The organism is Kitasatospora sp. NPDC048286 (genome assembly GCF_043201735.1).
In the GTDB taxonomy this organism is placed as follows: domain Bacteria; phylum Actinomycetota; class Actinomycetes; order Streptomycetales; family Streptomycetaceae; genus Kitasatospora.
Genome location: NZ_JBICZE010000014.1, coordinates 89066 through 112128, shown reverse-complemented (window position 1 = coordinate 112128; position 23063 = coordinate 89066). Strand labels below are relative to the sequence as shown.

The 23063-nt window shown below is 73.3% G+C and carries 23 protein-coding genes; 8 read left to right on the top strand and 15 right to left on the bottom strand.

Annotated features, from left to right (window positions below):
* Window positions 1-38 precede the first annotated feature (38 nt).
* The 3 genes from ACGF13_RS30020 to clpS all read right to left on the bottom strand — a co-directional run bounded on the left by ACGF13_RS30020 (window position 39) and on the right by clpS (window position 2731).
* Entirely contained in the window at window positions 39-1490 is a 1452-nt protein-coding gene (locus ACGF13_RS30020; protein ID WP_392881358.1) for an amino acid permease, read from the bottom strand.
* Window positions 1491-1732: 242 nt separating this feature from the next.
* The gene (locus ACGF13_RS30015; RefSeq protein WP_392881017.1) at window positions 1733-2308 is read right to left on the bottom strand and encodes a DUF2017 domain-containing protein; all 576 of its coding nucleotides are present in this window, start codon (window positions 2306-2308) and stop codon (window positions 1733-1735) included.
* A gap of 129 nt (window positions 2309-2437) precedes the next feature.
* Entirely contained in the window at window positions 2438-2731 is a 294-nt protein-coding gene (clpS, locus tag ACGF13_RS30010) for an ATP-dependent Clp protease adapter ClpS (RefSeq protein ID WP_049654313.1), read from the bottom strand.
* 140 nt (window positions 2732-2871) lie between these two features.
* On the opposite strand from clpS, the gene ACGF13_RS30005 reads away from it, so the two are divergent.
* Window positions 2872-4206: a nicotinate phosphoribosyltransferase gene (locus ACGF13_RS30005; protein ID WP_392881015.1), complete on the top strand. Its 1335-nt coding sequence runs from the start codon at window positions 2872-2874 to the stop codon at window positions 4204-4206.
* Window positions 4207-4430: 224 nt separating this feature from the next.
* Window positions 4431-5021: an isochorismatase family protein gene (locus ACGF13_RS30000; protein ID WP_392881014.1), complete on the top strand. Its 591-nt coding sequence runs from the start codon at window positions 4431-4433 to the stop codon at window positions 5019-5021.
* 46 nt (window positions 5022-5067) lie between these two features.
* Here ACGF13_RS30000 and ACGF13_RS29995 read toward each other — a convergent pair whose 3' ends face one another.
* Entirely contained in the window at window positions 5068-6072 is a 1005-nt protein-coding gene (locus tag ACGF13_RS29995; protein ID WP_392881012.1) for a hypothetical protein, read from the bottom strand.
* Window positions 6073-6328: 256 nt separating this feature from the next.
* Here ACGF13_RS29995 and ACGF13_RS29990 point away from each other — a divergent pair, with 256 nt between their 5' ends.
* Both ACGF13_RS29990 and ACGF13_RS29985 read left to right on the top strand, forming a co-directional pair.
* The gene (locus ACGF13_RS29990) at window positions 6329-7018 is read left to right on the top strand and encodes a hypothetical protein (protein WP_392881010.1); all 690 of its coding nucleotides are present in this window, start codon (window positions 6329-6331) and stop codon (window positions 7016-7018) included.
* 586 nt (window positions 7019-7604) lie between these two features.
* Window positions 7605-8045: a hypothetical protein gene (locus ACGF13_RS29985; protein ID WP_392881007.1), complete on the top strand. Its 441-nt coding sequence runs from the start codon at window positions 7605-7607 to the stop codon at window positions 8043-8045.
* Between the two features lie 51 nt (window positions 8046-8096).
* Here ACGF13_RS29985 and ACGF13_RS29980 read toward each other — a convergent pair whose 3' ends face one another.
* Window positions 8097-8669: a DinB family protein gene (locus ACGF13_RS29980; RefSeq protein WP_392881005.1), complete on the bottom strand. Its 573-nt coding sequence runs from the start codon at window positions 8667-8669 to the stop codon at window positions 8097-8099.
* A gap of 179 nt (window positions 8670-8848) precedes the next feature.
* Between ACGF13_RS29980 and ACGF13_RS29975 the strand changes: the two genes are divergently transcribed.
* A complete protein-coding gene (locus ACGF13_RS29975) occupies window positions 8849-9412 on the top strand; it encodes a GNAT family N-acetyltransferase (RefSeq protein ID WP_392881003.1) in 564 nt (187 codons plus the stop codon).
* On the opposite strand, the gene mycP is transcribed toward ACGF13_RS29975, so the two are convergent.
* The 4 genes from mycP to ACGF13_RS29955 all read right to left on the bottom strand — a co-directional run bounded on the left by mycP (window position 9406) and on the right by ACGF13_RS29955 (window position 13442).
* The gene (gene mycP / locus ACGF13_RS29970) at window positions 9406-10509 is read right to left on the bottom strand and encodes a type VII secretion-associated serine protease mycosin (protein ID WP_392881002.1); all 1104 of its coding nucleotides are present in this window, start codon (window positions 10507-10509) and stop codon (window positions 9406-9408) included. The two genes, ACGF13_RS29975 and mycP, sit on opposite strands and share 7 nt — an antisense overlap.
* Before the next feature lie 179 nt (window positions 10510-10688).
* Window positions 10689-12146, bottom strand: coding sequence for a WXG100 family type VII secretion target (locus tag ACGF13_RS29965; protein WP_392881000.1), 1458 nt, complete (start codon window positions 12144-12146; stop codon window positions 10689-10691).
* 37 nt (window positions 12147-12183) lie between these two features.
* Window positions 12184-12633 (bottom strand): hypothetical protein, encoded by a 450-nt coding sequence (locus tag ACGF13_RS29960; protein WP_392880999.1) that lies wholly within the window; start codon window positions 12631-12633, stop codon window positions 12184-12186.
* Between the two features lie 95 nt (window positions 12634-12728).
* Window positions 12729-13442, bottom strand: coding sequence for an endonuclease V (locus ACGF13_RS29955; protein ID WP_392880997.1), 714 nt, complete (start codon window positions 13440-13442; stop codon window positions 12729-12731).
* Between the two features lie 225 nt (window positions 13443-13667).
* On the opposite strand from ACGF13_RS29955, the gene ACGF13_RS29950 reads away from it, so the two are divergent.
* Entirely contained in the window at window positions 13668-13940 is a 273-nt protein-coding gene (locus ACGF13_RS29950; RefSeq protein ID WP_392880994.1) for a hypothetical protein, read from the top strand.
* 36 nt (window positions 13941-13976) lie between these two features.
* On the opposite strand, the gene ACGF13_RS29945 is transcribed toward ACGF13_RS29950, so the two are convergent.
* Both ACGF13_RS29945 and ACGF13_RS29940 read right to left on the bottom strand, forming a co-directional pair.
* Window positions 13977-14744, bottom strand: coding sequence for an RDD family protein (locus ACGF13_RS29945; protein ID WP_392880991.1), 768 nt, complete (start codon window positions 14742-14744; stop codon window positions 13977-13979).
* A gap of 74 nt (window positions 14745-14818) precedes the next feature.
* Window positions 14819-16591: an RDD family protein gene (locus ACGF13_RS29940; protein WP_392880989.1), complete on the bottom strand. Its 1773-nt coding sequence runs from the start codon at window positions 16589-16591 to the stop codon at window positions 14819-14821.
* 406 nt (window positions 16592-16997) lie between these two features.
* Here ACGF13_RS29940 and ACGF13_RS29935 point away from each other — a divergent pair, with 406 nt between their 5' ends.
* Window positions 16998-17414: an SsgA family sporulation/cell division regulator gene (locus ACGF13_RS29935; protein WP_392880986.1), complete on the top strand. Its 417-nt coding sequence runs from the start codon at window positions 16998-17000 to the stop codon at window positions 17412-17414.
* Between the two features lie 159 nt (window positions 17415-17573).
* Here the strand turns inward: ACGF13_RS29935 and ACGF13_RS29930 are convergent, their stop codons facing one another.
* The 3 genes from ACGF13_RS29930 to ACGF13_RS29920 all read right to left on the bottom strand — a co-directional run bounded on the left by ACGF13_RS29930 (window position 17574) and on the right by ACGF13_RS29920 (window position 21625).
* Window positions 17574-18974 carry a glycosyltransferase 87 family protein gene (locus ACGF13_RS29930; protein ID WP_392880984.1) on the bottom strand — a complete coding sequence of 467 codons (1401 nt, stop codon included), beginning with the start codon at window positions 18972-18974 and terminating at the stop codon, window positions 17574-17576.
* 384 nt (window positions 18975-19358) lie between these two features.
* On the bottom strand, window positions 19359-20924 hold the full coding sequence (locus ACGF13_RS29925; RefSeq protein ID WP_392880981.1) for a sensor histidine kinase: 1566 nt from the start codon (window positions 20922-20924) through the stop codon (window positions 19359-19361).
* Window positions 20921-21625 carry a response regulator transcription factor gene (locus tag ACGF13_RS29920; protein WP_392880979.1) on the bottom strand — a complete coding sequence of 235 codons (705 nt, stop codon included), beginning with the start codon at window positions 21623-21625 and terminating at the stop codon, window positions 20921-20923. Before ACGF13_RS29920 ends, ACGF13_RS29925 begins: the two co-directional genes overlap by 4 nt.
* 134 nt (window positions 21626-21759) lie before the next feature.
* Between ACGF13_RS29920 and ACGF13_RS29915 the strand changes: the two genes are divergently transcribed.
* The gene (locus ACGF13_RS29915) at window positions 21760-22308 is read left to right on the top strand and encodes a hypothetical protein (protein WP_392880976.1); all 549 of its coding nucleotides are present in this window, start codon (window positions 21760-21762) and stop codon (window positions 22306-22308) included.
* A gap of 37 nt (window positions 22309-22345) precedes the next feature.
* Here ACGF13_RS29915 and ACGF13_RS29910 read toward each other — a convergent pair whose 3' ends face one another.
* Complete coding sequence (locus ACGF13_RS29910) at window positions 22346-22909, bottom strand: VOC family protein (protein ID WP_392880974.1); 564 nt, start codon at window positions 22907-22909, stop codon at window positions 22346-22348.
* Window positions 22910-23063: the final 154 nt, after the last annotated feature.

The window sequence follows — 23063 nt, the reverse complement described above, 5'->3', positions numbered from 1 at the left end:
CGCCCCGGCGGATGGCCGCCGGGGCGTCCGGGGCGCGGTCAGTGGGTGTCCACGTTCCCGTCGCGGGCGTCCGCGGCGGCGCCGGCGGCGGGCTCCGGGTCCTGGACGCCGCCGCGCAGGGCCCGCGGGTCGCGGCGCTTGAGCACCTGGTAGCCGACCACCAGCAGCAGGGCCCAGCCCGGGAAGACGAACAGCGAGATCCGGTTGTCCCGGTCCAGGCCGATCAGCACCACGACCAGGGCGAGGAAGGCGAGCGCGGCCCCGTTGACCCAGGCGCCGCCGGGCGCCTTGAAGGTGGGCGGCGGCAGGTGGCCGGCCTGCCAGGCCCGCCGGTAGCGGATCTGGGAGATCAGGATCATCGCCCAGGTCCACAGGCCGCAGACCGTGGCGACCGAGGTGATGTACTCGAACGCCCGCGCCGGGACGAGGTAGTTGAGGACCACGCCGACGCCCATCAGCAGGCTGGAGACGGTGATCGCGAAGGCCGGGGTGCGGCGGGAGTTGAGCCTGGTGAGGCGCCCCGGGGCCTGGCCGCTCAGCGCGAGGTCGCGCAGCATGCGGCCGGTGGAGTACATCCCGGAGTTGCAGGAGGAGAGCGCCGCGGTGAGCACCACGAAGTTGATGATGCCGGCCGCCGCCGGGATGCCGATCTTGCCGAAGGCGGCGACGAACGGGCTGACGCCGGGCTGGAATTCGGTCCACGGCACGAGCGAGAGGATGACCACCAGGGCGCCGATGTAGAACAGCATGATCCGCCAGGGCAGCGTGTTGATGGCGCGCGGCAGGGTCTTCTCGGGGTTCTCGCTCTCGCCCGCGGTGACGCCGACGAGTTCGACGCCCAGGTAGGCGAACATCACGATCTGGAGGGTCATCACGGTGGAGCCGATGCCCTGCGGGAAGAAGCCGCCGTCCTGCCAGAGGTGGCCGAGTGACGCGGTGTCACCGGCCTTGCTGAAGCCGAGAGTCAGCACCCCGACGCCGATCAGGATCATGCCGATGATGGCGGTGACCTTGACCATGGAGAACCAGAACTCGATCTCGCCGAACAGCTTCACCGAGATCAGGTTGGCCGCGTAGAGCACGACCAGGAAGGTCAGCGCGCTGATCCACTGCGGTATGTCGGGCGCCCAGAACCGTACGTAGACGGCGGCGGCGGTGGTCTCCGCCATGCCGGTGACGACCCAGAACAGCCAGTACGTCCAGCCGGTCACGTAGCCGGCGAAGGGGCCGAGGAACTCCCGGGCGTACTCGGCGAAGCTGCCGGAAACCGGGCGGTAGGTGAGCAGTTCGCCGAGCGCCCGCATGATCACGAAGATCACCAGACCGGCGACGGCGTAGGAGAGGATCAGGCTCGGGCCGGAGCGGGAGATCGCGGTGCCCGCGCCGAGGAACAGGCCGGTGCCGATGGCTCCGCCGATCGCGATCATCTGGATCTGGCGGCTGCCGAGCCCGCGCTCGTAGCCCTCCGCATCCGGTGGATTGTCGACCATTTCGTCGTACAACTTCTCGGCCACTGTGCACCGTCCTGGTCGGTCTCGGGGGTGGAGAAGTCGTACCACGTGGGGTTCGGATAGCGGTGTCCATCTGAGCGTTATTTGAGCATGACCTGGTATGGTTTGCCCGATTTTCATAAGAAATGCCCCGGCCGATCGTCCATACTCTGGACAAAACGGCCGGGGCTTGCCCGGAATCGGGCAGGATCACTCCCCCAAGGGGGTCAGCCCGCGCGGAATCAGTCCGCCATGGCCTCCAGCAGCGACTCCTGCAGAGCACCCAGCCACAGGTACGCCATCACCAGCGGCTTGCGCTCGTCACCGTCCGGCAGCTCGTAGAGGCCGTCCTCGTCGTCCTCGGTGACCTCCAGCCGAACGCCGACGGCCAGCCGCAGGTCGTTCAACGCGCCCAGCCAGCGCAGGCAGTCGGGCACGGCCAGCTTGAGCACCCCGCCGCCGTCGCCGAGGCCGTCCAGCGCCCGGACGACGAACAGCGCGTCGTCCCGCTTGCGGGCCCGCAGGTCCAGCTCGGTGAAGCGGCGGAACTCCCCGGACGCGACCTTCGCCTCCTCGTCGCTCGGCTTCTCCGGGTCGCCGTAGGCGTCCGGGAAGAGCCGGGCCAGCACCGGGTCGGCGGGCGCCTCGGTCGGCCCCTCGGCGAACAGCGCGGCCAGCGGGTCGTCGCCGCCCCCGCCCGGGCCGGGGCCGATCAGCTCCAGCAACTGCACTTCCAGCGAGCGCAGGATGGAGGCCTCCCACTCGTCCAGCGCGATCGCCGCGCCGCCACCGCCGGTGCTCTCGAACAACCCAGCCATCTGTATCGGTCAGCCCGTCTTCGTCGTCTTCGGTCGTACGGCCGGCGGCCCGGCACCGATCGGGTCGGTACCGGCCGCCCGTGCCCGGTCGCGCCGGCGTCCGTCCCACCGGCACCGGTCGGCCCGGCGTCAGTCGTGCTGCAGCGTCGCCCAGAGGCCGTAGCCGTGCATCGCCTGGACGTCGCGCTCCATCTCCTCGCGGGAGCCGCTGGAGACCACCGCCCGACCCTTGGTGTGGACGTCCATCATCAGCTTCCTGGCCTTGTCCTTCGGGTAGCCGAAGTAGGCCTGGAAGACGTACTGGACATAGCTCATCAGGTTGACCGGGTCGTTGTGCACGATGGTCACCCAGGGCGTGTCCGGCTCGGTCACCGGTACCCCTTCGACCTCCGGGCGCTCGATCTCCACGGGCGCGACGCTCACGCCGGATCCTCCTCGCTGCACAGTCGTCCGTAACCCCTCACGCCCCATGCTGCCATCCGGGCGACACCCGGGCGATTCCGGCCCGGCATGCTCCACGAGAAATCGTCACTCTGACGCTAAGTGGTAGTAGCATCATCCGTATGGACGCCACTTCAGTGCGCGCGGCCGGCTCGACCGCGCTGCTCACCGACCGCTACGAGCTCACCATGCTGCAGGCCGCCCTGCGCAGCGGGGCCGCGCACCGCCGCTCCGTGTTCGAGGTGTTCACCCGCCGCCTGCCGAGCGGTCGCCGCTACGGCGTCATGGCCGGCACCGGCCGGGTGCTGGACGCCGTCGAGAACTTCCGCTTCACCACCCCCCAGCTGGACTGGCTGGCCGACCAGGACGTGGTCGACGAGGACACCCTGCGCTTCCTCGCCGACTACCGCTTCCGCGGCGACGTCCACGGCTACCCCGAGGGCGAGGTCTACTTCCCCGGCTCGCCGCTGCTCACCGTCGAGGGCAGCTTCGCCGAGGCCGTGATCCTGGAGACGGTGATCCTCTCGATCCTCAACCACGACTCGGCCATCGCCGCGGCCGCCTCCCGGATGACCGCCGCCGCCGGCGGCCGCCCGGTGATCGAGATGGGCGCCCGCCGGGCCCACGAGCACGCCGCCGTCTCCGCCGCCCGGGCCGCCTACGTGGCCGGCTTCGCCGCCACCTCCGACCTGGAGGCCGGCTTCACCCACGGCATCCCGACCACCGGCACCGCCGCCCACGCCTTCACCCTGGTGCACGACAGCGAGCGGGACGCCTTCAAGGCGCAGATCGCGTCCATGGGCCGGGGCACCACCCTGCTGGTCGACACCTTCGACCTGCGCGAGGCCGTGCGCACCGCGGTCGAGGTGGCCGGCCCCGAACTGGGCGCCGTCCGGATCGACTCCGGCGACCTCACCCTGCTGGCCCACCGGGTCCGCCGCCAGCTGGACGACCTCGGCGCCGACCGGACCAGGATCATCGTCACCTCGGACCTGGACGAGTACGCGATCGCCGCCCTGGCCGCCGCCCCGGTGGACGGCTACGGCGTCGGCACCAGCCTGGTCACCGGCAGCGGGCACCCGACCTGCGCGATGGTCTACAAGCTCGTCGCCCGCGCCGAGACCGACGGCGGGCCGCTGGTGCCGGTGGCCAAGCGCGCGGCCGGCGGCAAGACCAGCATCGGCGGCCGCAAGTGGGCCGCCCGCCGGCCCGACGCCGACGGCGCGGCCGAGGCCGAGGTGGTCGGCACCGGGCCCGTCCCGGAGGAGCTGCGGCCGCACCTGGTGCAGGTGCCGCTGGTGCTGGCCGGCGAGACCGTCGGGCGGGAGCCGCTGAGCGCCGCCCGCGACCGGCACGTGCGCGCCCGCGCCGCGCTGCCGCTGTCGGCCACCCAGCTGTCCAAGGGCGACCCGGTGCTGCCGACCGAACTGGTGCTGCCCGCCGGGCCGGCCCGCTGAGCCGAGCCCGGGGCCGGTCCGGCGTTCCGGCCCCGGGCGCCGGACCCGCCCCGGGGCTTCCGCCCCCGCGCGCCACTCCCTAGAGTCAGCCGTAGAGTTCCCCGAGTTCCCCCGGAGCTCCCCGAGGACCCCCCGCGCCCGGCACGGCCGGGCCGCGCGCTCCCGAGGGCTCCCCCACCGGGGCGCCGCCTCCCGCGGGCCCCCGAGATCCGAGGTTGCGAGCCATGTACCGGGCACTGATCGTCGTCGACGTGCAGAACGACTTCTGCGAGGGCGGCAGCCTGGCCGTCGCCGGCGGCGCCGAGGTGGCCGCCGCCATCACCGACCTGATCGCCGAGTCCTCCCCCGGCTACCGGCACATCCTCGCCACCCGCGACCACCACATCGACCCGGGCGCCCACTTCTCCGCCGAGCCGGACTACGTCGACAGCTGGCCGCCGCACTGCGTGGCCGGCACCGAGGGCGTGGGCTTCCACCCCAACTTCGCACCCGCCGTCATCTCCGGCGCGGTCGAGGCGGTCTTCGACAAGGGCGCCCACTCGGCGGCGTACAGCGGCTTCGAGGGGCTGGACGAGAACAACCGCGGTCCGGTGGAGTGGCTGCGCGAGCGGCAGGTCGACCGGGTCGACGTGGTCGGCATCGCCACCGACCACTGCGTCCGGGCGACCGCGCTGGACGCCGCCCGGGCGGGCTTCACCACCCGCGTGCTGCTGGACCTCACCGCCGGGGTCGCCCCGGAGACCACCGCCGCCGCGCTGGCGGAGCTGCGGGCGGCCGGGGTCGAGCTGGTCGGCGAACCGGTGGTGCGTCCGTAGCGGCTCCGGTGGACGCGGGCGCGGTGCCCGCGGAGCCGCCGTCCGCTCAGACCACCAGCAGCTCCACCACGTCCGTCCCGCCGGCCCGGTACGCCTCGCGCAGTTCGCCGCCGACCGCGTCCGGGTCGGCGGCCAGCCGCGCCCCGCAGACGTACACCACCCGGACGCCCAGGTACTCCATCCGCTGCCGGCCGCCGCGCACCCAGGCGGCCTCGCCCTCGCTCACGCAGCGCAGCTCCGGGTCCACCTCCACCGCGACGCCCCGCTCCGGCCAGTAGAGGTCCGGGACGGCGATGTAGGTGCCGCCGCCCATCCGCAGCTCCGGGGCGTTCAGCGGGGCGGGCAGCCGCCACTCGTCCACCAGCCGGCCCAGCCGCTCCAGCACCACGTCCCGTTCGGCGGCGAGGAGTTCGTCCAGCGCGGCCCGCACCCGGGGCTCGCGGGTCAACCCGGAGTCGGCCAGCTCGGTCACCAACTCCTGTACCGTGCAGCGGTTCCCGGGCCCGGCGACGGCCTCCCGCAGCACCGCGCGCACCGGCGCCGGGCCACCCGGCTCCGCCGTCCACTCGACCAGCGCGTCGGCGACCGCCCTGGCCACCGGCGCACAGGCCAGGCCGTGCACCGAGCGGGCCACCAACTCCCTTTCGGTGCGCCGGATCCGCACCCCGCCGACGTCCTTCAGCCGGCGCTGCCGGGGCACCAGGACGTCCACCCCGGTCACCGCGGGCAGCCGGGGCACGACGGTGAAGCCGTACAGCGCCAGCGCGGCCGCGCCGGTGATCACCGCGCCCTCCCCGCGGCCCTCCTGGCGCCCGTTCTGCGCGGCGTACAGCAGCGCGGCCCACATCCGCTGCTCGGGGGTGGGCTCGGCGGCCTGCAGCAGGTAGACCCTGGGCAGCATCCGCTGCCAGGGACCGCCCCGGCGGCAGTGCTCGGTGATGATCCGGGCCGGCACGCCCCGGGCGCGCAACTGACTCGCGGTGACGACGTTCTGCTGACGCTTCGCCAGGTCCTCCAGGGACGGCGGCGGGGACGGAATCCGGTAGCTCATGCCGACACCATCCCCAACCGCCAGGACCCGCGACCGGGACCCTGACGCACTGTTACTCAACCGTCGCGAAACCGGGATCAGCCCGCACTAAAGTCCTCATACCCTCACTCATTTGGAGTAATTGACGCTCATCAGGTTGTCATATGTGATCGAAAACGATCGCCGACCTGGTCGCCTGACCCAGAGTGACCAAGGGCATACGGCGAGGGACCCCCAAGGCGTCAATCCCGCCCCGGGGATTGCCTAGGCTTACGTCATGTCACGTGACGAGACCGCCGGCCTCCGCGCGGCCCAGCTCCGCCTCGGCCGCCTGCCCGGATACGTCCGCCGCCCGGACCCCGCCCGCCGCAGCGGCGAGAAGGGCCATACGTACAAGAAGGGCTGGGAGGTCCGCTTCACCGCCCGCAGTGAGGCCGAGATAGCAGAGATCCGCGACCTCGTGGTCGCCGCCGGGTTCGCCCCGGCCAGGCCCTTCTTCAAGGGCCACCAACTCATCCAACCCGTCTACGGCATGGCGGCCGTGCAGGCCTACCTGGCCGCTAGACAGGCAGCCGAGGAACACGCCGCCCGGGCCGCGCTCGGCCGCCGACGACGGGCGGCGGGACGGCCCGCCGGAACCCTCGCGGCCGGCGGCCTCACCCCCGGAACGCTGACCGGCGGCGGGCACGCCCCCGGGGGGCACGCCGCGGGTGGACACGCCCCGGGCACTCACGCCTCAGGCACTCATGGCGCGGGCACTCATGGCGCGGGTGGGCACTCCTCGGGTGCGGCGCACCGGCGCGAACGCGAGGAGGCCGCCGCCGGGGCGGCCGCGGCGGCTGCGGCCGCTGCCGCCACGGCGGCACAGGCGGCCCGACGGCGGGCCGTCGAAGCCTTCCCGACCCAGGTCGAACGGGACAGCGCCGCCGACCGGATCTCCCCCACGGAGGCCCGGACCACCTCCTGACGGGCAGTCGATCCGCCCGCCCCACCGCCCCGGCCGGTCCCGTCCAGACCGCCGGGGCGCGGTCGATGGGCGCGGCGAGCCCCGGCCCGCCGCCTCCGTGCCCGCCGTCCCGCGCACGCCGGCCCCGATGGGCGCCGTCCCCCGTGCGGTCGTCACCGCAGTGACGACCATGCCCCCGTCCGTGGTGATCTTCACGACGATCTCCGTGCTGATCGCGAGCGCGGTTGTGCGGGTGGTTGTGCGCGCACAGGTTCGCGCCCTGGGCGTGGACGCCAGCCTCCCCAGGCCCTACGGTGGCACATCAACTGCCTTGCAGCCATCGCCGTCCACACCCTCTGACCAGCCGCGACACGCTCGCACCTACGAGTCCCACGCCACTGCGCAGCCCTGCCCCGCCGGCCCTCGCCGGCCCCCCGCCCGGCCGTCCCGCCGCCTCGTCGCACCCGTTTCTCCACCGGAACCGGCCTGGCGGCGGCGGGTTCCGGGCATTCCATCGGATTGGTCACCCAGCGCACCGAGGGCCTACCGTAGAGTGAGCACAGATGATCGACCGTCAGAAACCCATCTCCCTTTTCGAGAAGCCGAGATGACCAACCGTCACGAGAGTCCCGCCGAGCCGCCCCCGGGGCCCGGCGAGCCGGCGGACGTACCACTGGAGTTCACCGCTTTCTGCGAACTCCACCGCCCCCGGTACCTCAGCTACGCGCACGTGTGGCTGACCGAGCACAGCGCCGCGACCGCCGCCGTCCAGCAGGCCTTCGCGGAAATCGCGGTGCTCTGGCGGGAGTTGATGGGCAGCTCCAACCCGACCGCGCACGCCTGGGATATCCTGCGCGGCACCGTCGCCGAACACAGCCGCCGGATGCCCGCCGACCGGGACCGCCACCCGGCCGACGACGACCTGGCGATCCTGCACTACGTCGTCGGCCTCGCCGCCCCCGAGATCGCCGACGTCATCGGCACCGACGCCGCCAGCGTGGCCGGGCGGCTGCGCCGCACCATGCTGCGCGAGGCCTCCGGCTGGTGACGCCGCGCCCCGGCCGCCGGCCGCGGCCCTTCCGCCAACCCCCGCCCGGTCTCAGACCCGCTCGCCCGTCACGTCGAACAGGTGGTGCACCGGGTCGTGGATCAGGTACCGGGAGAACGACTCGACCGTGAACCGCGCCCCGTCGCTGCGGTTCCCGGTCCGCTCCCACTGCGTACCGGCCACCCGCTCGAAGGCCGCGGCGAGCGTCTCCGCGGCCCGCGCCAACTCCCCGGCCACCACCCGCGGATCCTGCTCCCCGTAGCGCTCGGCGACGGCCGTCCCGTCCTGGTCCCAGTTGGGGAACAGCGGGTCGTCCCGGTCCAGCATCAGACCCAGCCGGACGTCGAACAGCCGGAAGACGTCCCGGACGTGGCACGCGTACTCCAGCGCCGACCACACCCCCGGCGCCGGCCGCCGGCGCAGCCCCTCCCCGTCCCCCGCCAGCACCGCCAGCCAGCCCTCCGCGTTGGCCCGGACCATCCCGGCGACGTCCTCCCGCACCACCCGCGGGGTGTCCAACCCGCAGTCGGGGCAGGGGCGTTCCAGCACCCAGGTCCAGTCCTTGGTGTCCGGGACGATCCCCGCGTCGACGGTGGCCCCCGGCGTGCTCTCAGAAGTACTCATGGGCCCAGCATCCCCGCCACCGGAGGACCCCACCAGCGGCATTGACGCCAGCCGTCGCCGAATTACTGCCACCCCGGCGCCCCACCCGGCGCACTCGCCCGACGCGCGCGCCCATCCCCACGCGCACTCCAGGACAAATACGTGGACGAACCGGAACCCGACCACCCATCCTGGGCACCATGACCGCCGATCTCGCCGCCCTCGCCGTCAAACCCACCCTGCACGGCCCCACCATCCGACTCGTCCCCCTCGACGAACGGCACACCGACCCGATGTGGGAACTCTGCGCCGACGAGGAGACCAACCGGCTCACCGGCACCCGCACCGCCTTCACCCGCGACCGGATCCACCACTGGTGCACCACCCGCGCCGAACAACCCGACCGCCTCGACCTCGCCGTCGAAGACCCCACCACCGGCCGCTTCCTCGGCGAAACCGCCCTCACCGACGTCGACCCCGACAACTCCTCCGCCAGCTACCGGATCGCCCTCACCCCGGACGCCACCGGCCGCGGCATCGGCACCGAAACCACCCTCCTGGTCCTGCGCCACGCCTTCGAGACCATCCGCCTCCACCGCGTCCACCTCGAAGTCTTCGAGTACAACGAACGCGCCGCCCACGCCTACCGCAAGTCCGGCTTCACCCTCGAAGGCCGCTCCCGCCAAGCCCACCACTGGGACGACCGCTACTGGGACGTCCTCCAGATGGCCGCCCTACGCACCGAATGGCTCGCCACTCACTGACCCCGCCGCCGCCCCCGCACCACGAGCACCACCACGAGCCCGACCACCAGTGCCAGACCACCCGCCGCCACCCCCACGACGGCCCCCATCCCGTTCCCGCTGCTACCCCCACCCTCAGCCCCGGGAGCAACAGCCTCCTCCGACGCCCCATCCGTCGGATCATCCGCTGGCGGCGCCCCCTGCGACTCCTTCCGCCCCACCAACGGATTCTCCCGAGGCCCGTCGTCCACCCCAGGATTCGCCTCCAGCGCCTTCCCCGGCGCCAGCACCCCGTACCCGTACCGGTCACTCGGCACCGCAGACCCGTCAACCGGAGGAGTGGCCGTCTTGATCAGCCGATTGACCACCTGCCCGGCCGACAGGTTCGGGTACTTCGCCCTGATCAACGCCGCGGTGGCGGACACGTAGGCGGTGGCGTCCGACGTGCCCTGGCCGATTCCGTAGCTCGACGAGGACTTCACCGACGAGTGGTAGATCTCAACGCCAGGAGCTGCCAGTGTGGTCTCGGGCCCTGGCGTCGCCTTCGCCCAGAGTTTCCCCTGTTCGTCAACCGCAGTCACCGCTACGACCCCCGGGAATGCGGCAGGGTACTCCACCGAAGTACCATCACCGTTCCCGGCCGCAGCGACAAGCACGACGTCCTTGGACACCGCGTACTTGATCGCATCGCGTGCCTGGGAATCAAGCCGCGAGTACCCGCCGAGCGACATGTTGATGACCTTCGCGCCCTTGTCGGTCGCATACCGAACAGCGAGTGCAATGTCCGACTGGTCGAGGTTCGGAGACTCCCCATTGGTCCTGATACGCACCGGAAGAATCCTGGCCTTCGGTGCGAGGCCCATCACCCCGGCCCTGTCTCCGTGACCATGCCCGGCAATGATGCTGGCGATTCCGGTGCCGTGGCCGAGATTGTCCACCCGGCCATCGGTCTTCGCCCCGGAGAAGTCGGTGCCTGACAGCACCTGTCCAGTCAGGTCCTGGTGGTCCTGCATCACTCCGCTGTCCACCACAGCGACAACGACGCCCTCGCCCTGACTCTGAGACCAGATCTTGTTCTCGACGTCAAAGGATCGGAGAGCCCACTGCGAGTCCCGCACCTGATCAGCCGCTACCGGTGTTGCGGCCACCCCCCAGAGCAGGGCTCCAGTAGTCAGCACACCAGCAACGCGTACCAGTCGGCCACTCGACACGTTCAACCCCAGTCAGCATTGCGCCCCCTAGGCTCTCCGTCCTGCGGGACAACAGATCCGTCAGTCCGCACGGCGGCGGAGATCAATCATTCCACCACGTTCGGGTTGGCGTTCTTGTCCGACTCCCAGGTCTCGGAATCCTCGACGAGATAGTCGGGGCGCTTCCCCTCATTCTTCTTGTTGCTGCCCCTGTGATGGGTGCCCGCTGCGCCCATCACAGGGCCCATCCCGCCCGTCGACCCGGCCACCGGTTCCCTCCTGACCCGGTTGCGAGCTCCGAGACCCGAACCGCCCTCAGTGAAGGCCTGCCGGCCGCTCTCGCGACCGCCGGAGCGACCGCTGCCTCCGACAACGCCACCGGTCTTCCCGGACGTACCGTCCCCGGCACGCACGTTCGGCGCGATGCGGCCACCCTGCTCGAAACGACCGACCACCGCCTCTTGCACACCGAAAGCCCGCCCCGAGCGCGGAGCCGGGCCGACCACCTCAGCCTCCCTGCCGGCCATGCTCTTGGGTCCGGAGCCCCGAACGGTCTCACCGTCCGCTCGACCCGGCATACCGACAACCGGTCGCGGGGTCCCGTTCGGTGAGCCGGGACCACCACCGGGTCCGGCGGGAAGCCCGCTGTTTGAAGGCGTGGTGACCGAGGTGTTCGGAGAGGGAGAGGTCGTGACAGCTGTGCCGTCGATCCCTGTACCAGCTCCGGCACCAACCCCCGACCCGGTCACCGGCTTGTTCGTGGGTGCGGCCCCGACCGACACTGCCGATGGCAGCGGTTTGGGCGCCGCTTGTACGGTTCCTCCCTTGATGCCCGAGTCAGTCGGTGCGGTCGCCCTCGCCACGCTGGCCCTTGGAGCGACCGATCGACCTGACGGTCTCCCAGCTGCGGCCCCGGAGGCGCCCTTTGCCGCAGGAGCTGTCCGTTCTCCGGTAGCCATCATCCCGGCCATCACAGCCCCTGCCGCCGCAGCCGAACCACTCGGGTCCTCCGCGTTGGGCGCATCGCGATCCTGGCCCCGAACCGGATCCGTAGGTGGCCTCTTCGCGTCGTACGGCGGTGGGGGCTTCAGGGCCGGGGTGGCGATGCGGTAGTGCATGGCGAGGGTCTGCATGATGGCGGCCGCTTCGGCCTTCTTGCGGTCGGCGAGGGGGATGTGTTCGTCGTCGTCGCCGAAGAGGGCGTCGCCGACGGTGTCCTTGACCTTGTCCCAGTTGCCGGGTTCCTCGGGCATGTCGCGTTTGGCCTTGGCCATGGCCTCGGAGGCGTTGTGGAGGATGTTGGCCGCGTCGTTGGCGTAGGCGGCGGCGTTGTTGATGCTGGCGGCCAGGGTGAGCATGCGGGTGTGGAAGGCGTCGCTGGTGGTGCCTTCCCAGGAGGTGGCGGCTTCGGTGCTGGCTTTGGTGAGGGTCTGGCGGATCTGCTTGAGGGTGTCGGCGGCCTTGCGCCAGGGGTCGCCGGCGGCCATCACCGCGCCGGGGTCGAGGGCCTGTGCCATCGTGCGGAGTTGGGCGTGGCTGTACTTGGTGAAGTCGGTGTAGACCACGGGCGGTCGGCCTCCGTTCGGTCCGGGCGGGCGCGGGTCAGACGGTGGCGTTGCCGCGGGTGGACGGGGTGCGGTTCTGCTGGGCCGCGGCCTGGCTGCTCGCGGAGGGGTGGGCGACGGACCAGCCGTCGTCGCCGACCTTGAGCTTGGTGGCGGCGTGCCGGTCCTGCTCCTCGTAGTTGACGGCGGTGAGGTCGGCCTTCTGCTGGGCCTCGTCCACGGCGTCCTGGAGCTGGTTGAGGACGTCGCGCAGCGCGTCTCGCATGGTGCCGTAGCGGCCGTGGATCTCGGTGGCCTCGGCGAAGGTCCCGAAGGCGTTCTTGCCGATGGCGCTGCGGCCGTGCGTGTCGGTGCCGTCGGCGTGCTTCTGGAAGTCGGCGAGGAGGAGCCGTACTTGGCCGGCGAAGGTGCGGAGCTGTTCGACTTCGATGCGGTAGCCCTGTCCGGCTCCGCCGGTGGAGCCGGTACCGGTGGTCCCTGTTCCCATTTCGGCGCCCCCCGTGCGTCCGTCCCTGGCGGTCGGGGCCGGGCCCCGGTGTCTCATGTCTAACACACCGGGTCCGAATCCGGCCCGGGGCTTGGTCAGTTCGCGTTCGTCCCCGTCTGTTGGGCGTCGGCGAGGGCGCGGCGGCAGAGGGAGTCGGCGTGCCGGGTGGTCTCGGGAAGGCGGTAGTGGCGGGCGAGGTCGAGGGTGGTGCGGACGGCGGTGTCGAGGCCGGTCCGGTGGCCGACGGAGACGAAGACGGGTTTCACGCCGGTCCTGGTGCGCACCGCGCGGCCGACCTCCTCGCCGGTGGCGGGGTCGGTGAGGGGCGTCCAGGAGCCGCGGGCCGCTTCGGGTGTGTGGTGGTCGAAGGTGAAGGGGGTCTTGGCGACGCCGAGGGTGCGCAGTCCGGTGAGGATGCCGAGGTGGCTGGCGAGGCCGAGGCGGCGGGGGTGGGCGAGGCCGTAGCCGTCGCAGACGACGGTGTCGGGGGTGTGGGTGAGTGCGGCCAGGGCGTCGAGGACGGCGGGGAGTTCGCGGAAGGCGAGCAGTCCGGGGACGTACGGGAAGGCGATCCGGCCGACGGCGGTGGCCTGTTCGACCACCTCCAGGGTGTCCTGGTCGAGGAGGACGGCGGCGGCGGCGACGAGGTCGCGGTCGTCGTCGTAGGCGACGTCGACGCCGGCGATGAGCGTGCCGGGGGCGGCGGGGTCGTGGCCCGGGTCGTCGTGGGCCTGGACGAGCGGGCGCAGCCGCTCCTGTTCGGCGAGTGCCTCGGCCTCGGTGGTGGGCCAGTCGGCGGGGATGGGCATGGTCGGTTCCCCCGGGTGGTGGTGGCGTGTGCGGTGACGCGTGGTGTCGACGGGTTTCGGTTCACCGTACCGACCGGGTCGGACGACCCCGGGGTGAGCCCGTGCGCCCCCTGTGCCCCCGCGTTCGGGGACTAGCCTGGACGTACCCGTCTCCCCGTGGGGTAGGACCACGGGATCCGGCACCATTCCCGCCCGTTCCCCCCGACGTGCGAAGGACCCCCCGCCATGCCGCGCCCCTCCGTCGCCCAGGCCTGCCTCGGCTCGTTCACCGTCGTCGCCTCCACGGTGGCACTGTTGGCCGTCTCGGGCGCCTCGGGCGTCCTGGCGGTCGCGGTGCTGGTGGGGTTCGCGCTGGCGCTCGGCACCGTGGTGACGGTGCTTTCGATGTCGGCCGCCGCGGCCAGGTCGGCCGCCGGGACGGCCGCTCCCGCGGATCCGGCCGGTTCGGCCGACCGCACCGCGGCCGCCGCCGGGCACGCGTACGCCCGGCAGCGCTGATCGGCCGCCGGGCGCGGGCGTGTCCTGTCGCTCCGCTCAGACTTCCGTGGTGACCACCACGGTCTTCGCGGCCTTGTCGTGCAGACACTGCCGGTAGGGCTTGTCGAAGACGCCGAAGAATCCGTCGACGATCCACCAGAGCGCGGCGCAGCAGATGACGGCCGGGAGGATGAAGACGGCGGCGCGGGTCCAGGCGGCGGACGGGGTGGGTTTGTTCCCGTCGACGAGCATGGCGACGCGGATCTTCATCGCCTTCTTGCCGAGGGTCTGGCCGTCCCGGCTGAGCATCAGGGCCTCGTAGACGAGGTAGATGGCGCAGCCGAGCCAGAACGCCTCGGTGGAGCCGTTGCGTGTGCTGAGGTCGACGAAGGGCCCCACGACGATGACTGCGATGACCTGCACCAGGATGTAGTCGATCAGCCGGGCGAGGATCCGTTTGGGCCAGGTGCCGAGCGGCGGCATGCCGGGGACGGGGCCGGCGCCGGGTGTGCCGTACGCGCCGGGTCCGTAGCCGGTGCCGTGGCCGGGCGGCGGCTGGTCGTACGGGGGTTGGCCGTAGGGGGACTGCCCGTAGGGGTCCTGACCGGGCGTCGGTTCGCCGTACGGGCTGCCGCCGTAGGTTCCCCGGTAGGCGCCGGGGCTGCCGGACTGGTCACCGGACTCGCCGCCGGACTGGCCGTTGGACGGGGTCGGGCCCGACGGCTCGCCTTCCGGCGTGCCGCCGCCCGGCTGCGGGGGCTGCTTGTCGAAGGAGGGCTTGCCGCCCCCCTCCGGCTGGGAGCCTGAGGGGTCGTGGGTGCTCATGTCCCCGAGTAGAACATCACGAATTCTCGATGTTCGGGACATTCTGTCCGTTTTGCACTGACCCCTGGCTGCCCTCAGCCGCGCACCACCCGGGTACGGGCCGCGCGGTCCTGCCAGCCCCGCCGGGCCGTCCGGTCGAACACCGGCCAGACCAGTCCGAGCAGCAGCACCGTGCCCAACTGCCGCACGACCCACCGGAGCAGCGAGCGGCCGAGGCTCAGCCTCGCCGCCCGGGCGGCCGGCGCGGCGGCGTCCACCACGCGGATCCGGGCCAGTCGTTTGCCGAAGGTCTGGCCGGTGCGGGCGACCGGCAGCACCTCGTAGAGCAGGCTGACGAACAGCAGGATGCCGAGCAGCACGGCGACCTTGCCCAGCACCACGTCGTCCACCAGCCAGACCTGGACCTGGCGCCGGGCGAGGACGCTGGCCATCCGGGCCTGGTCGACCTTCCGTTGGAGGTGGTCGGTCACCGAGCGGCCGAGCGGGATCCCGGCGGCGACCGCGACCACCAGCAGGACGGCGGTGTCCACCGCCCGCGCCGCCAGTCGGCGGCCGAGGCCGGCCGGCTCGGCGACCCGGGCGTTCCTGCCGGCCCGACGTGTCCGACCGGTCCGGCCGGCCCGAGCGCTGCCGGCGGCCCCGGCGGCCCGCGCGGCCCCGGAGGACGCGGGAACGGTGGCGGCGGAGGCCGAGGCGGACGGGCGGGGCTGGACGGCGATCTCGCGGAGCGTCCGCACGGCGGGCAGCGGAGTGACGGGCGCCGTCGCCGCGACCGCCGCCGTGGCCATGGACTTCGAGGCGGCCGCGACCGCGGTCGCGGTCGGCCCCGGTCCCGGGCCCGGAGGGGCGGCCGCCACCGCCTCTTCGCCGATCACCGGCACCGACCCCGAGGCCAGGACGGCCGGCACGGGCGCCTCCCGCACCGCGACCGCCACGACGGGAGCGCCGGCGGCGGCCAGTTCCGCGGCAGCCGGAGTGCGCTCGGGCTCCACACGCCCCTGCTCCACATCGAGTACCTCCGGAAGCACCCCCCAGGAGACCCAACGCGGTGCGTCGCCCGTGTCCATCAGGCCCCGCTGCGCCCGCGGATCGGCCTGCCAGCCGGATTCCCCGACACCCTGGAACGGGGCCGGGGAAGGGGAAGGGGAAGGGGAAGGGGAAGGGGAAGGCGACGGGGACAGGGGCGGGGCCGAGAAAGCGGCCGAAGCCTGGACCGGGACGGCCCCGGGCGGCTCGGCGCCGGCGAAGCCCGACGGCACCCCCGCGGACGACACCCCCACGGCCGATACCCCCACGGCCGGCATCCCCGCCGAAACTCCCGGCGACGCCCCCGGTCCGTCGACCGTCCGGAACACCGGCCCGCCGATCACCTCCGCCACCCGGGGCCCGAGCACGAAGGACGCCCCACCCGAGGTCTGGTCGAAGTACACCGGCCCGGTGTCGCCCCCACCCGCCGGCAGCCCGGCCCGCATCTCCGCCACCGACCCCGAGGCCACCGCCTCCGAGGCCATCGACCCCGAGGCCATCGATCCCGAGACCGCCAGTCCCGGGACCACCGGTTCCACGACCACCGGTTCCGGCACCCCGACCGCCCCCGGCAGCGCGGCCTCCGGCACCACCGGCGGCGGCACCACCCGCGCCGCCGCACCGCCCGGGGCGGGCCGCCGGGTCACGTACCGGGGCGGCTCCAGCACCTCTCCCCCGGCGGGCGCGGGCCGGCTGGTGCCGGGCACCCACGCCGCGCCGCCCCAGTACCGGACGTAGCCGGGGATGGACGGGTCGGGGTAGTAGCCGGGCTCGGGCGCGACGGCCGGGTCGCCGTCGGCGGCGAAGGGGCGGTCCGTCATGGGGGTCTTCTTTCCTGGCAGGTCCTGACGAGGAGGGTGCGGGCCGACCGGGCCCGACCACCGCAGACGCGTCCACCCGCGCGCACGACCCGGCGCGCTCCCGGCGGTCGGCGCGCGTGGGGGCACCTCCGGTGGGCGGAAAGTCGCCGGGCAGTCACAAAGGGTAGTACCTCATCGGAGCCGTGACGGAAAGTTCGCGATTCGCCGGACAGCGGAGGGCCGCTCAAGGTAGAGAACCAGGCGCACGGCGACTGCCCGCACGCCGTGTCATCCGCTGTTCACCACCCCTCACCGGACTTCCCGAAGAAATCCCGGAAACGTGTGTAAGAGCCGGTGCGGACCGCCCTCTCAAAGGTCACAGGGGCCCGAAGCCGGGCACAACCCGAAGACAGAGAGGAAGACGATCATGGAGCGTCCCGTCAGCGTCGTCGAGCACGAGCTGGAGCTCAACCTGGTGCTCTCGCCGGAGCACAGCGTCCCCGTCCCGGCCCGGCTTTCCTACGGCAGCCACGACCCGTACGCGGTGTACATGACCTTCCACCTGGACACCGGCTCCCCGGTCACCTGGGTGTTCGCCCGCGAGCTGCTCGTCGAGGGCACCTTCCGCCCGTGCGGCCAGGGCGACGTGCGGATCTGGCCGACCCGTTCGGGCCGGCGCAGCGTGCTCTGCCTGGCGCTGAGCTCGCCCGCCGGGGACGCGCTGCTGGAGGCCCCGCTGCCGGTCGTCGCGGCCTGGCTGGAGCGGGCGCACCGGCTCGTCCCGCCGGGCAGCGAGCTGGCCGCGCTGGACTTGGACGGCTCGCTCGCCGAGCTGCTCGCCTAGGCGTGCGCCGCAGCGTGCAGTGGCACGTACGGCAACACGAGCACGGGCGCGAGCGCGAGAACGAGCGGCGGGCTCGGCGGAAAACCCGGAAGGACCGGAACGACCGGAACGACCGGAAGAAGCAGGATCCAGGGAAGCAGGAGCGGCGCCCCCGCCGGCTCAGCGGGCCGCGGGGGCCTGCTGACGACCGCGGGCGGCGTCCGGGCCGCCGGCGTCCCGCTGTCCGGGCAGCCGCACCAGCGGCGCGCCGGCCGAGAGCCTTCGGGCCCTTATCCGGACGGCGGCGGCGAGCAGGAAGCAGAGTCCGACCCACGGATAGACCGAGGTCGGCAGCTGGCGCCAGAGCGGCATGTCGAGGACGGCCAGGCCGACCGGCTTCGCGGCCCACATCGCGAAGGACAGGAAGGCGACCAGCGTGGCCCAGAAGACGGCCCGCCAGCGCAGCCGACGGACGCCGACCGGGCGGGCGTGCTCGACCGAGGCCTCGGCGGCGAGCAGGACGAGCATCGGCACGCACCAGACCCAGTGGTGAGTCCAGCTGATCGGCGAGATCAGCACGGCGGTGACGGCGGCGCAGCAGACGCCCCAGGCCTCGGACCGGGGCAGCCAGCGGCCGCTGCGCGCGGCCCAGGCGGCGACGCCGAGACCGGCCAGCGCGACCAGGCCGGCTCCGACGGTGGCGACGGTGCCGGGGTCGGCCGAGTGCAGCAGGCGGGCGAAGGCGCCGCGCATCGACTGGTTGTCGACGATCCAGGTCTTGCCGACCCGGGAGGAGTCGTAGAGGTACTTGGTCCAGAAGCCCCAGGTGGCGTCGGGCAGGACGAGGGCGCCGAGCAGGAAGGTGCCGAGGAAGGTGAGGCCGGCCACGAAGGCGGCCCGGATCCGGCCGGTGATCAGCAGGTAGACCGCGAACAGGCCGGGGGTGAGCTTGATGCCGGCGGCGATGCCGATCGCCACGCCCTTGCTGCGCCGCCCGTCCGCACGGGTGAGGTCCCAGAGGATCAGGCAGGCCAGCGCGAGGTTGATCTGGCCGTAGCGGAGCGTGGTGAAGACCGGTTCGAGCCAGACCCCGAGGCCGGTCACCAGGATCACGCCGATCGGCCGCAGCTCGCGGCGCGGCCAGCCGACCAGCTTGAACGACAGGTGGGTCAGCAGGGCGAGCAGCCCGAGGTTGCCGAGAGTGATCGCCACCCGGAGGAAGGGGACCGGGAACCAGGTGGTCGGGACGAACAGCATCGCCGCGAACGGCGGGTACGTCGCGGGCAGGTTCCACTCGGTGACGCGCAGCGCGTACAGGTCGGTGCCGTCGGCCACGGCAGCGCCCTCGGCCCGGTAGACGATCATGTCCACCATCGAGGTGTGGACGAAGTGCCGGACCACCGCGTACACCAGCAGGGACAGCAGCGCCACGGCGGAGGCGGCCAGCAGCGGGCGGCGGGGGGCCTCGCGCAGCGCCCGGACGGGGGCACCGAGGGCCCGGCGCAGCCGGTCCGGCAGTGGGGCGGGCGAGGGGTCGGGTGCGGTCCGCACCGGGCTGCGCTCGTCTTGCACCGCTGTCACTGTCCACTCCGTCCACGGCTCGGCCAACCAGCGACGATACCGGATGCCGCCCGACTGGGATCGGACACGATCAACTACGCAGCGTGACGCGTCGCCTCTGACCGGCCCCGGCGCCGACCCGGGGGAAGGGCACACCGGTCGCCGTGGGGGTGACGGTCGGGGTGCGGGTCGGCGCCGGGGTGGTCGGGTGACCGGCACGACCGACGCTAGCCGCGGCCCGGGGCCGTGACCGCCGGGCTGAGCGAGGGGTAGAACTCCCTTAGGTCGCCGTTAAGGATGAGCCCGTACGAGAAGGACCCGCCCGACGCGCCCAGCCGCCCGGGCCGCGCCCAGCCGCCCCACCGCCCGGGCCGCTCAAGCCACCGCCGTCGCCGCGCCCTGCCGTCACTTCTGGAACAGCGCGCCCCGGGCCCGCCGCCGTCCGCCCCGCGCGGGCGGCGCCTCCTGCGGCCCGGTGCGCAGCCGCAGCCGGGTCTCGGCGCCGCCGAGCACCGCGGAGCGGCCGAGCACGACGTCCCCGCCGGTGGACTCGGCGAGCTTGCGGACGATGTCGAGGCCGAGGCCGGTGGAGCCCTCGCCGCCGTGTCCCTCGCCGCGTCTGAGGGCCGTGGCCGGGTCGCTGTACCCCGGTCCGGCGTCGCCGACCAGGACGATCACCGAGCAGCCGGTGGCCAGCACGTCGACCGAGAAGGCGGTGCCGACGGCGGTGTGCCGGAAGACGTTGCCGAGCAGCGCGTCGACGGCGGCCGCCAGGTCCCCGCGCTGGACGGGCACCGGCGCCGCCTGCTCGGCGCCGGCCAGCTGCCAGCGGCGCCCCTCGTCCTCGGCCAGCGCCGACCAGAAGGCGACCCGCTCCCGGATCACCTCGGCGGCGTCGCAGCCGACCGCGACGGCGGGCGCGTCCTCGGGGGCGCGGCGGGCCGAGCGGATGATCTGGTCGACCTCGCGCTCCAGTTGGGCGACCGCGTGCCGGGTGGCGTCGGCCGCGTCGCCCTCGCCGAGCGAGGCCGCGTTGAGCCGCAGCACGGTCAGCGGGGTGCGCAGCCGGTGCGACAGGTCGGCGGCCAGTTCCCGTTCCGCGGCGAGGAGTTGGACCACCCGGTCGGCCATGGTGTTGAACGCCTGGCCGGCCTCGCGCAGTTCCTCGGGGCTGCCCTCGACCTGCTTGCCCTCCACCGGGACCCGCACCGAGAGGTTCCCGGCGCCGAGCGAGCGGGCGGCGGCGGCGAGCTTGCGCGCGGAGGCGACGATGCGGCTGCCCATCCGGTCGGCGACCAGCACGGAGATGGCGACCAGGCCGAGCGCCACGGCGGAGAGCACCTGCCAGGCCGTGGCGACGCCCCTGGTGAGGTCGCTCTCGGCCACGAACACCTCGACCACCGCGGTCCGCCCGGTGTCCACCGCGACCGGCTGGAGCAGGGCGTACCCGCCGGCCACCTGCACGGTGAAGGAGCGGCCCTGCCCGCCGGCCGTGGCCACGTCGGCCGCCGCGGCGCGCCCCTCCCCCAGCATCGGCCCCCCGGGCCCGCCGACCGCGGCGGCCGCCACACCGGGACCGCTCGCACCAGGACTCCCCGCGCCCGGACTCGCAGCGGGACCACCCGCCCCGGCACCACCCGCCCCGGCGCCCCCGGCACCGCCGTCGTGGAGCGCGTCGCCGCCCCCCGCCCCGGCGGGCTGCCCGGCCGCCGGGAGGTGGACCGCCATCCGCCCCTGCCCGCCGGCGTCCGTGCTGGCCAGGGCCCGGGTGATCGCGTCCTCGTCCGTGGTGATCGCCAGCGCCGGTCCGAGCGCCGCGGCCTGCCGCTCGGCGGCGGTGAACGCCCGGTCCCGCGCGGTCTGTTGGACCATCATCCCGAGCGGGATCAGGAAGGCCAGCGCGACCATGGTGGTGCCGGCCACGGCGGCCTTGATCAGGGCCCAGCGCAGCGAGCGCCCGAACCGCCTCATGTCCGGTGCTCCGCCAGGCCCCCGGCGGCCTCCAGCCGGACCCCGACGCCCCGGACGGTGTGCAGGTAGCGGGGGTTGGAGGCGGTCTCGCCGAGTTTGCGGCGCAGCCAGGAGAGGTGGACGTCGATGGTCTGGTCGCCGCCGTAGGTCTGCTGCCAGACCTCGGCGAGGATCTCCTTGCGGGGCACCACCACGCCGGGCCGGGCGGCCAGGAAGGCCAGCAGGTCGAACTCACGGCGGGTCAGGTCGAGCGGCCGTCCGTCCAGCGCGGCCTCCCGCCGCTGGAGGTCGATGGCCAGTCCGCCGACCCGCAGCACCTGGGCGACGGGCGCGGCGCCGCCGCCGAACCGGCGCAGCACGGCGGTCATCCGGGCGCTGAGGTGCTCCCCGGAGAAAGGTTTCACCAAGTAGTCGTCGGCGCCGTCGTTGAGCAGCCGGATGATCTCGGCCTCGTCGTCCCGGGCGGTGGAGACGATCACCGGCACGTTGGTCAGGCCCCGGATCATCTTGAGCGCCTCGCTGCCGTCCAGGTCGGGCAGGCCGAGGTCGAGGATCACCAGGTCGCAGCCGACCTGGGCGACCTCCCGCAGCGCCTCCAGAGCCGTGCCCACGCTGCGGACCGCGTGACCGGTGTCGGTCAGGTGGCGGATGAGGGCGGAACGTACGAAGGGGTCGTCCTCGACCACGAGCACTGTTGCCATGGGCCTGCACGGTACGCCATCGCCGGTGAGTGGTCTGTACCTCGGGGGTGGGTCCGGACATTGTGCAACTGCCCTGCTGAATACCGGGGGTGCCGGTCTCCTTCCGAATGGAAATACGGCAGGATGTGCGGACGATGCGGAACGGACTGGTACAGCTCGGCGCCTGGGCGGCGGCCACCGGGGCGGCGGTGGCGCTGTCCTGGCTCGGCGTGCACGCGGTGCTGACCGGCGCCGCGTTCGAGCAGCCCACGGCGCTGCCGCTGCCCTCCCCGAAGGCCGACGGCACGCCGCACCCGGCGCCCGCCACCCCGGACCCGCCGCACTCCGCCGCACAGTCGACGCCCCCTTCCCCGGCGGCCTCACCGACCACCGCCGCCACCGCCACCACCCCGCACGGCCCGGCTCCCGCCACCACCACGGCGTCACCGACCCGCCGGCCCGCCCCCACCGCCACCACGACGTCCACGGTGAAGAGCTATCCGATCCCGGGCGGCAAGGTCGCGCTGGACCTGAAGCCGGACCGGGCCACCCTGGTCTCCGCCACCCCGGACCCGGGCTGGCAGATGCTGGTGTGGACGGACGGCCAGTGGCTGCGGGTCGACTTCGTCCGGGACACCGAGACCAACTCGGTCATCGCCTCCTGGAACGGCCACCCGCCGATCGTGGAGACGGTGATCCGCTGAGGCCCGCCTCTCGACGGTCCCGTCAGGCGTCAGGTCGTCAGAAGCCCTCGCACGGTACGTACCCCGGCAGGTACGGCCCCGCGTACCCCGCCCGGTCCACCAGCGTGTGCCTGGTCCCGCCCGGCACCGCGATGGTGGCCAGCACCACCGCGCCGTAGTCGTCCCGCGCCTCGTACGGCTCGGCCAGCGACAGCGCGCCCCGGTCCACCGCGTAGTCGTACGCGTAGTAGACGTCCGGCACGCTCACCGAGAGGTCCAGCACCCCGTCCCCGTGGCGGTCCAGATGTTCGGTCAGCTCCCGGCCGCGCCGGCCGGTGCTCCGCACCGGGGAGGTGAGCACGATCCGCGTCCCCGGTGCGGCGAGGACGTACGAGAGCGTCTCCGGCACGCCGGTCTCCGGCCCGGCGTACGCGGTGCAGCGCAGCCCGAGCGCGGCGCAGTAGCGGCGGGCCGCCCGCTCGGCGTCGGCGACCGCGAAGACCACCGCGTCCGCACGGCCCATCGGCAGCGGCCCCGCCTCCGCCGGGTCCGCTGCGAGGCCTGCCCCGAACGGTGCGAGGCCTGCCCCGAACAGGGCTGGTTCGGCGGCGGTGTCGGTCATGATGACTGCCCTCCCGGTTGGCGTACGGACCATCCTGGCCGCCCCGGCACCCGGGGGTGGGGCCCTGGGCGCGGGGGTGTGGCTGGAGGGTGGCGCCGGGCCGACCTGCGCGCAACTGTTCCGTTTCCTCCTGGTCAAGCTGTGCCCCGGAGCG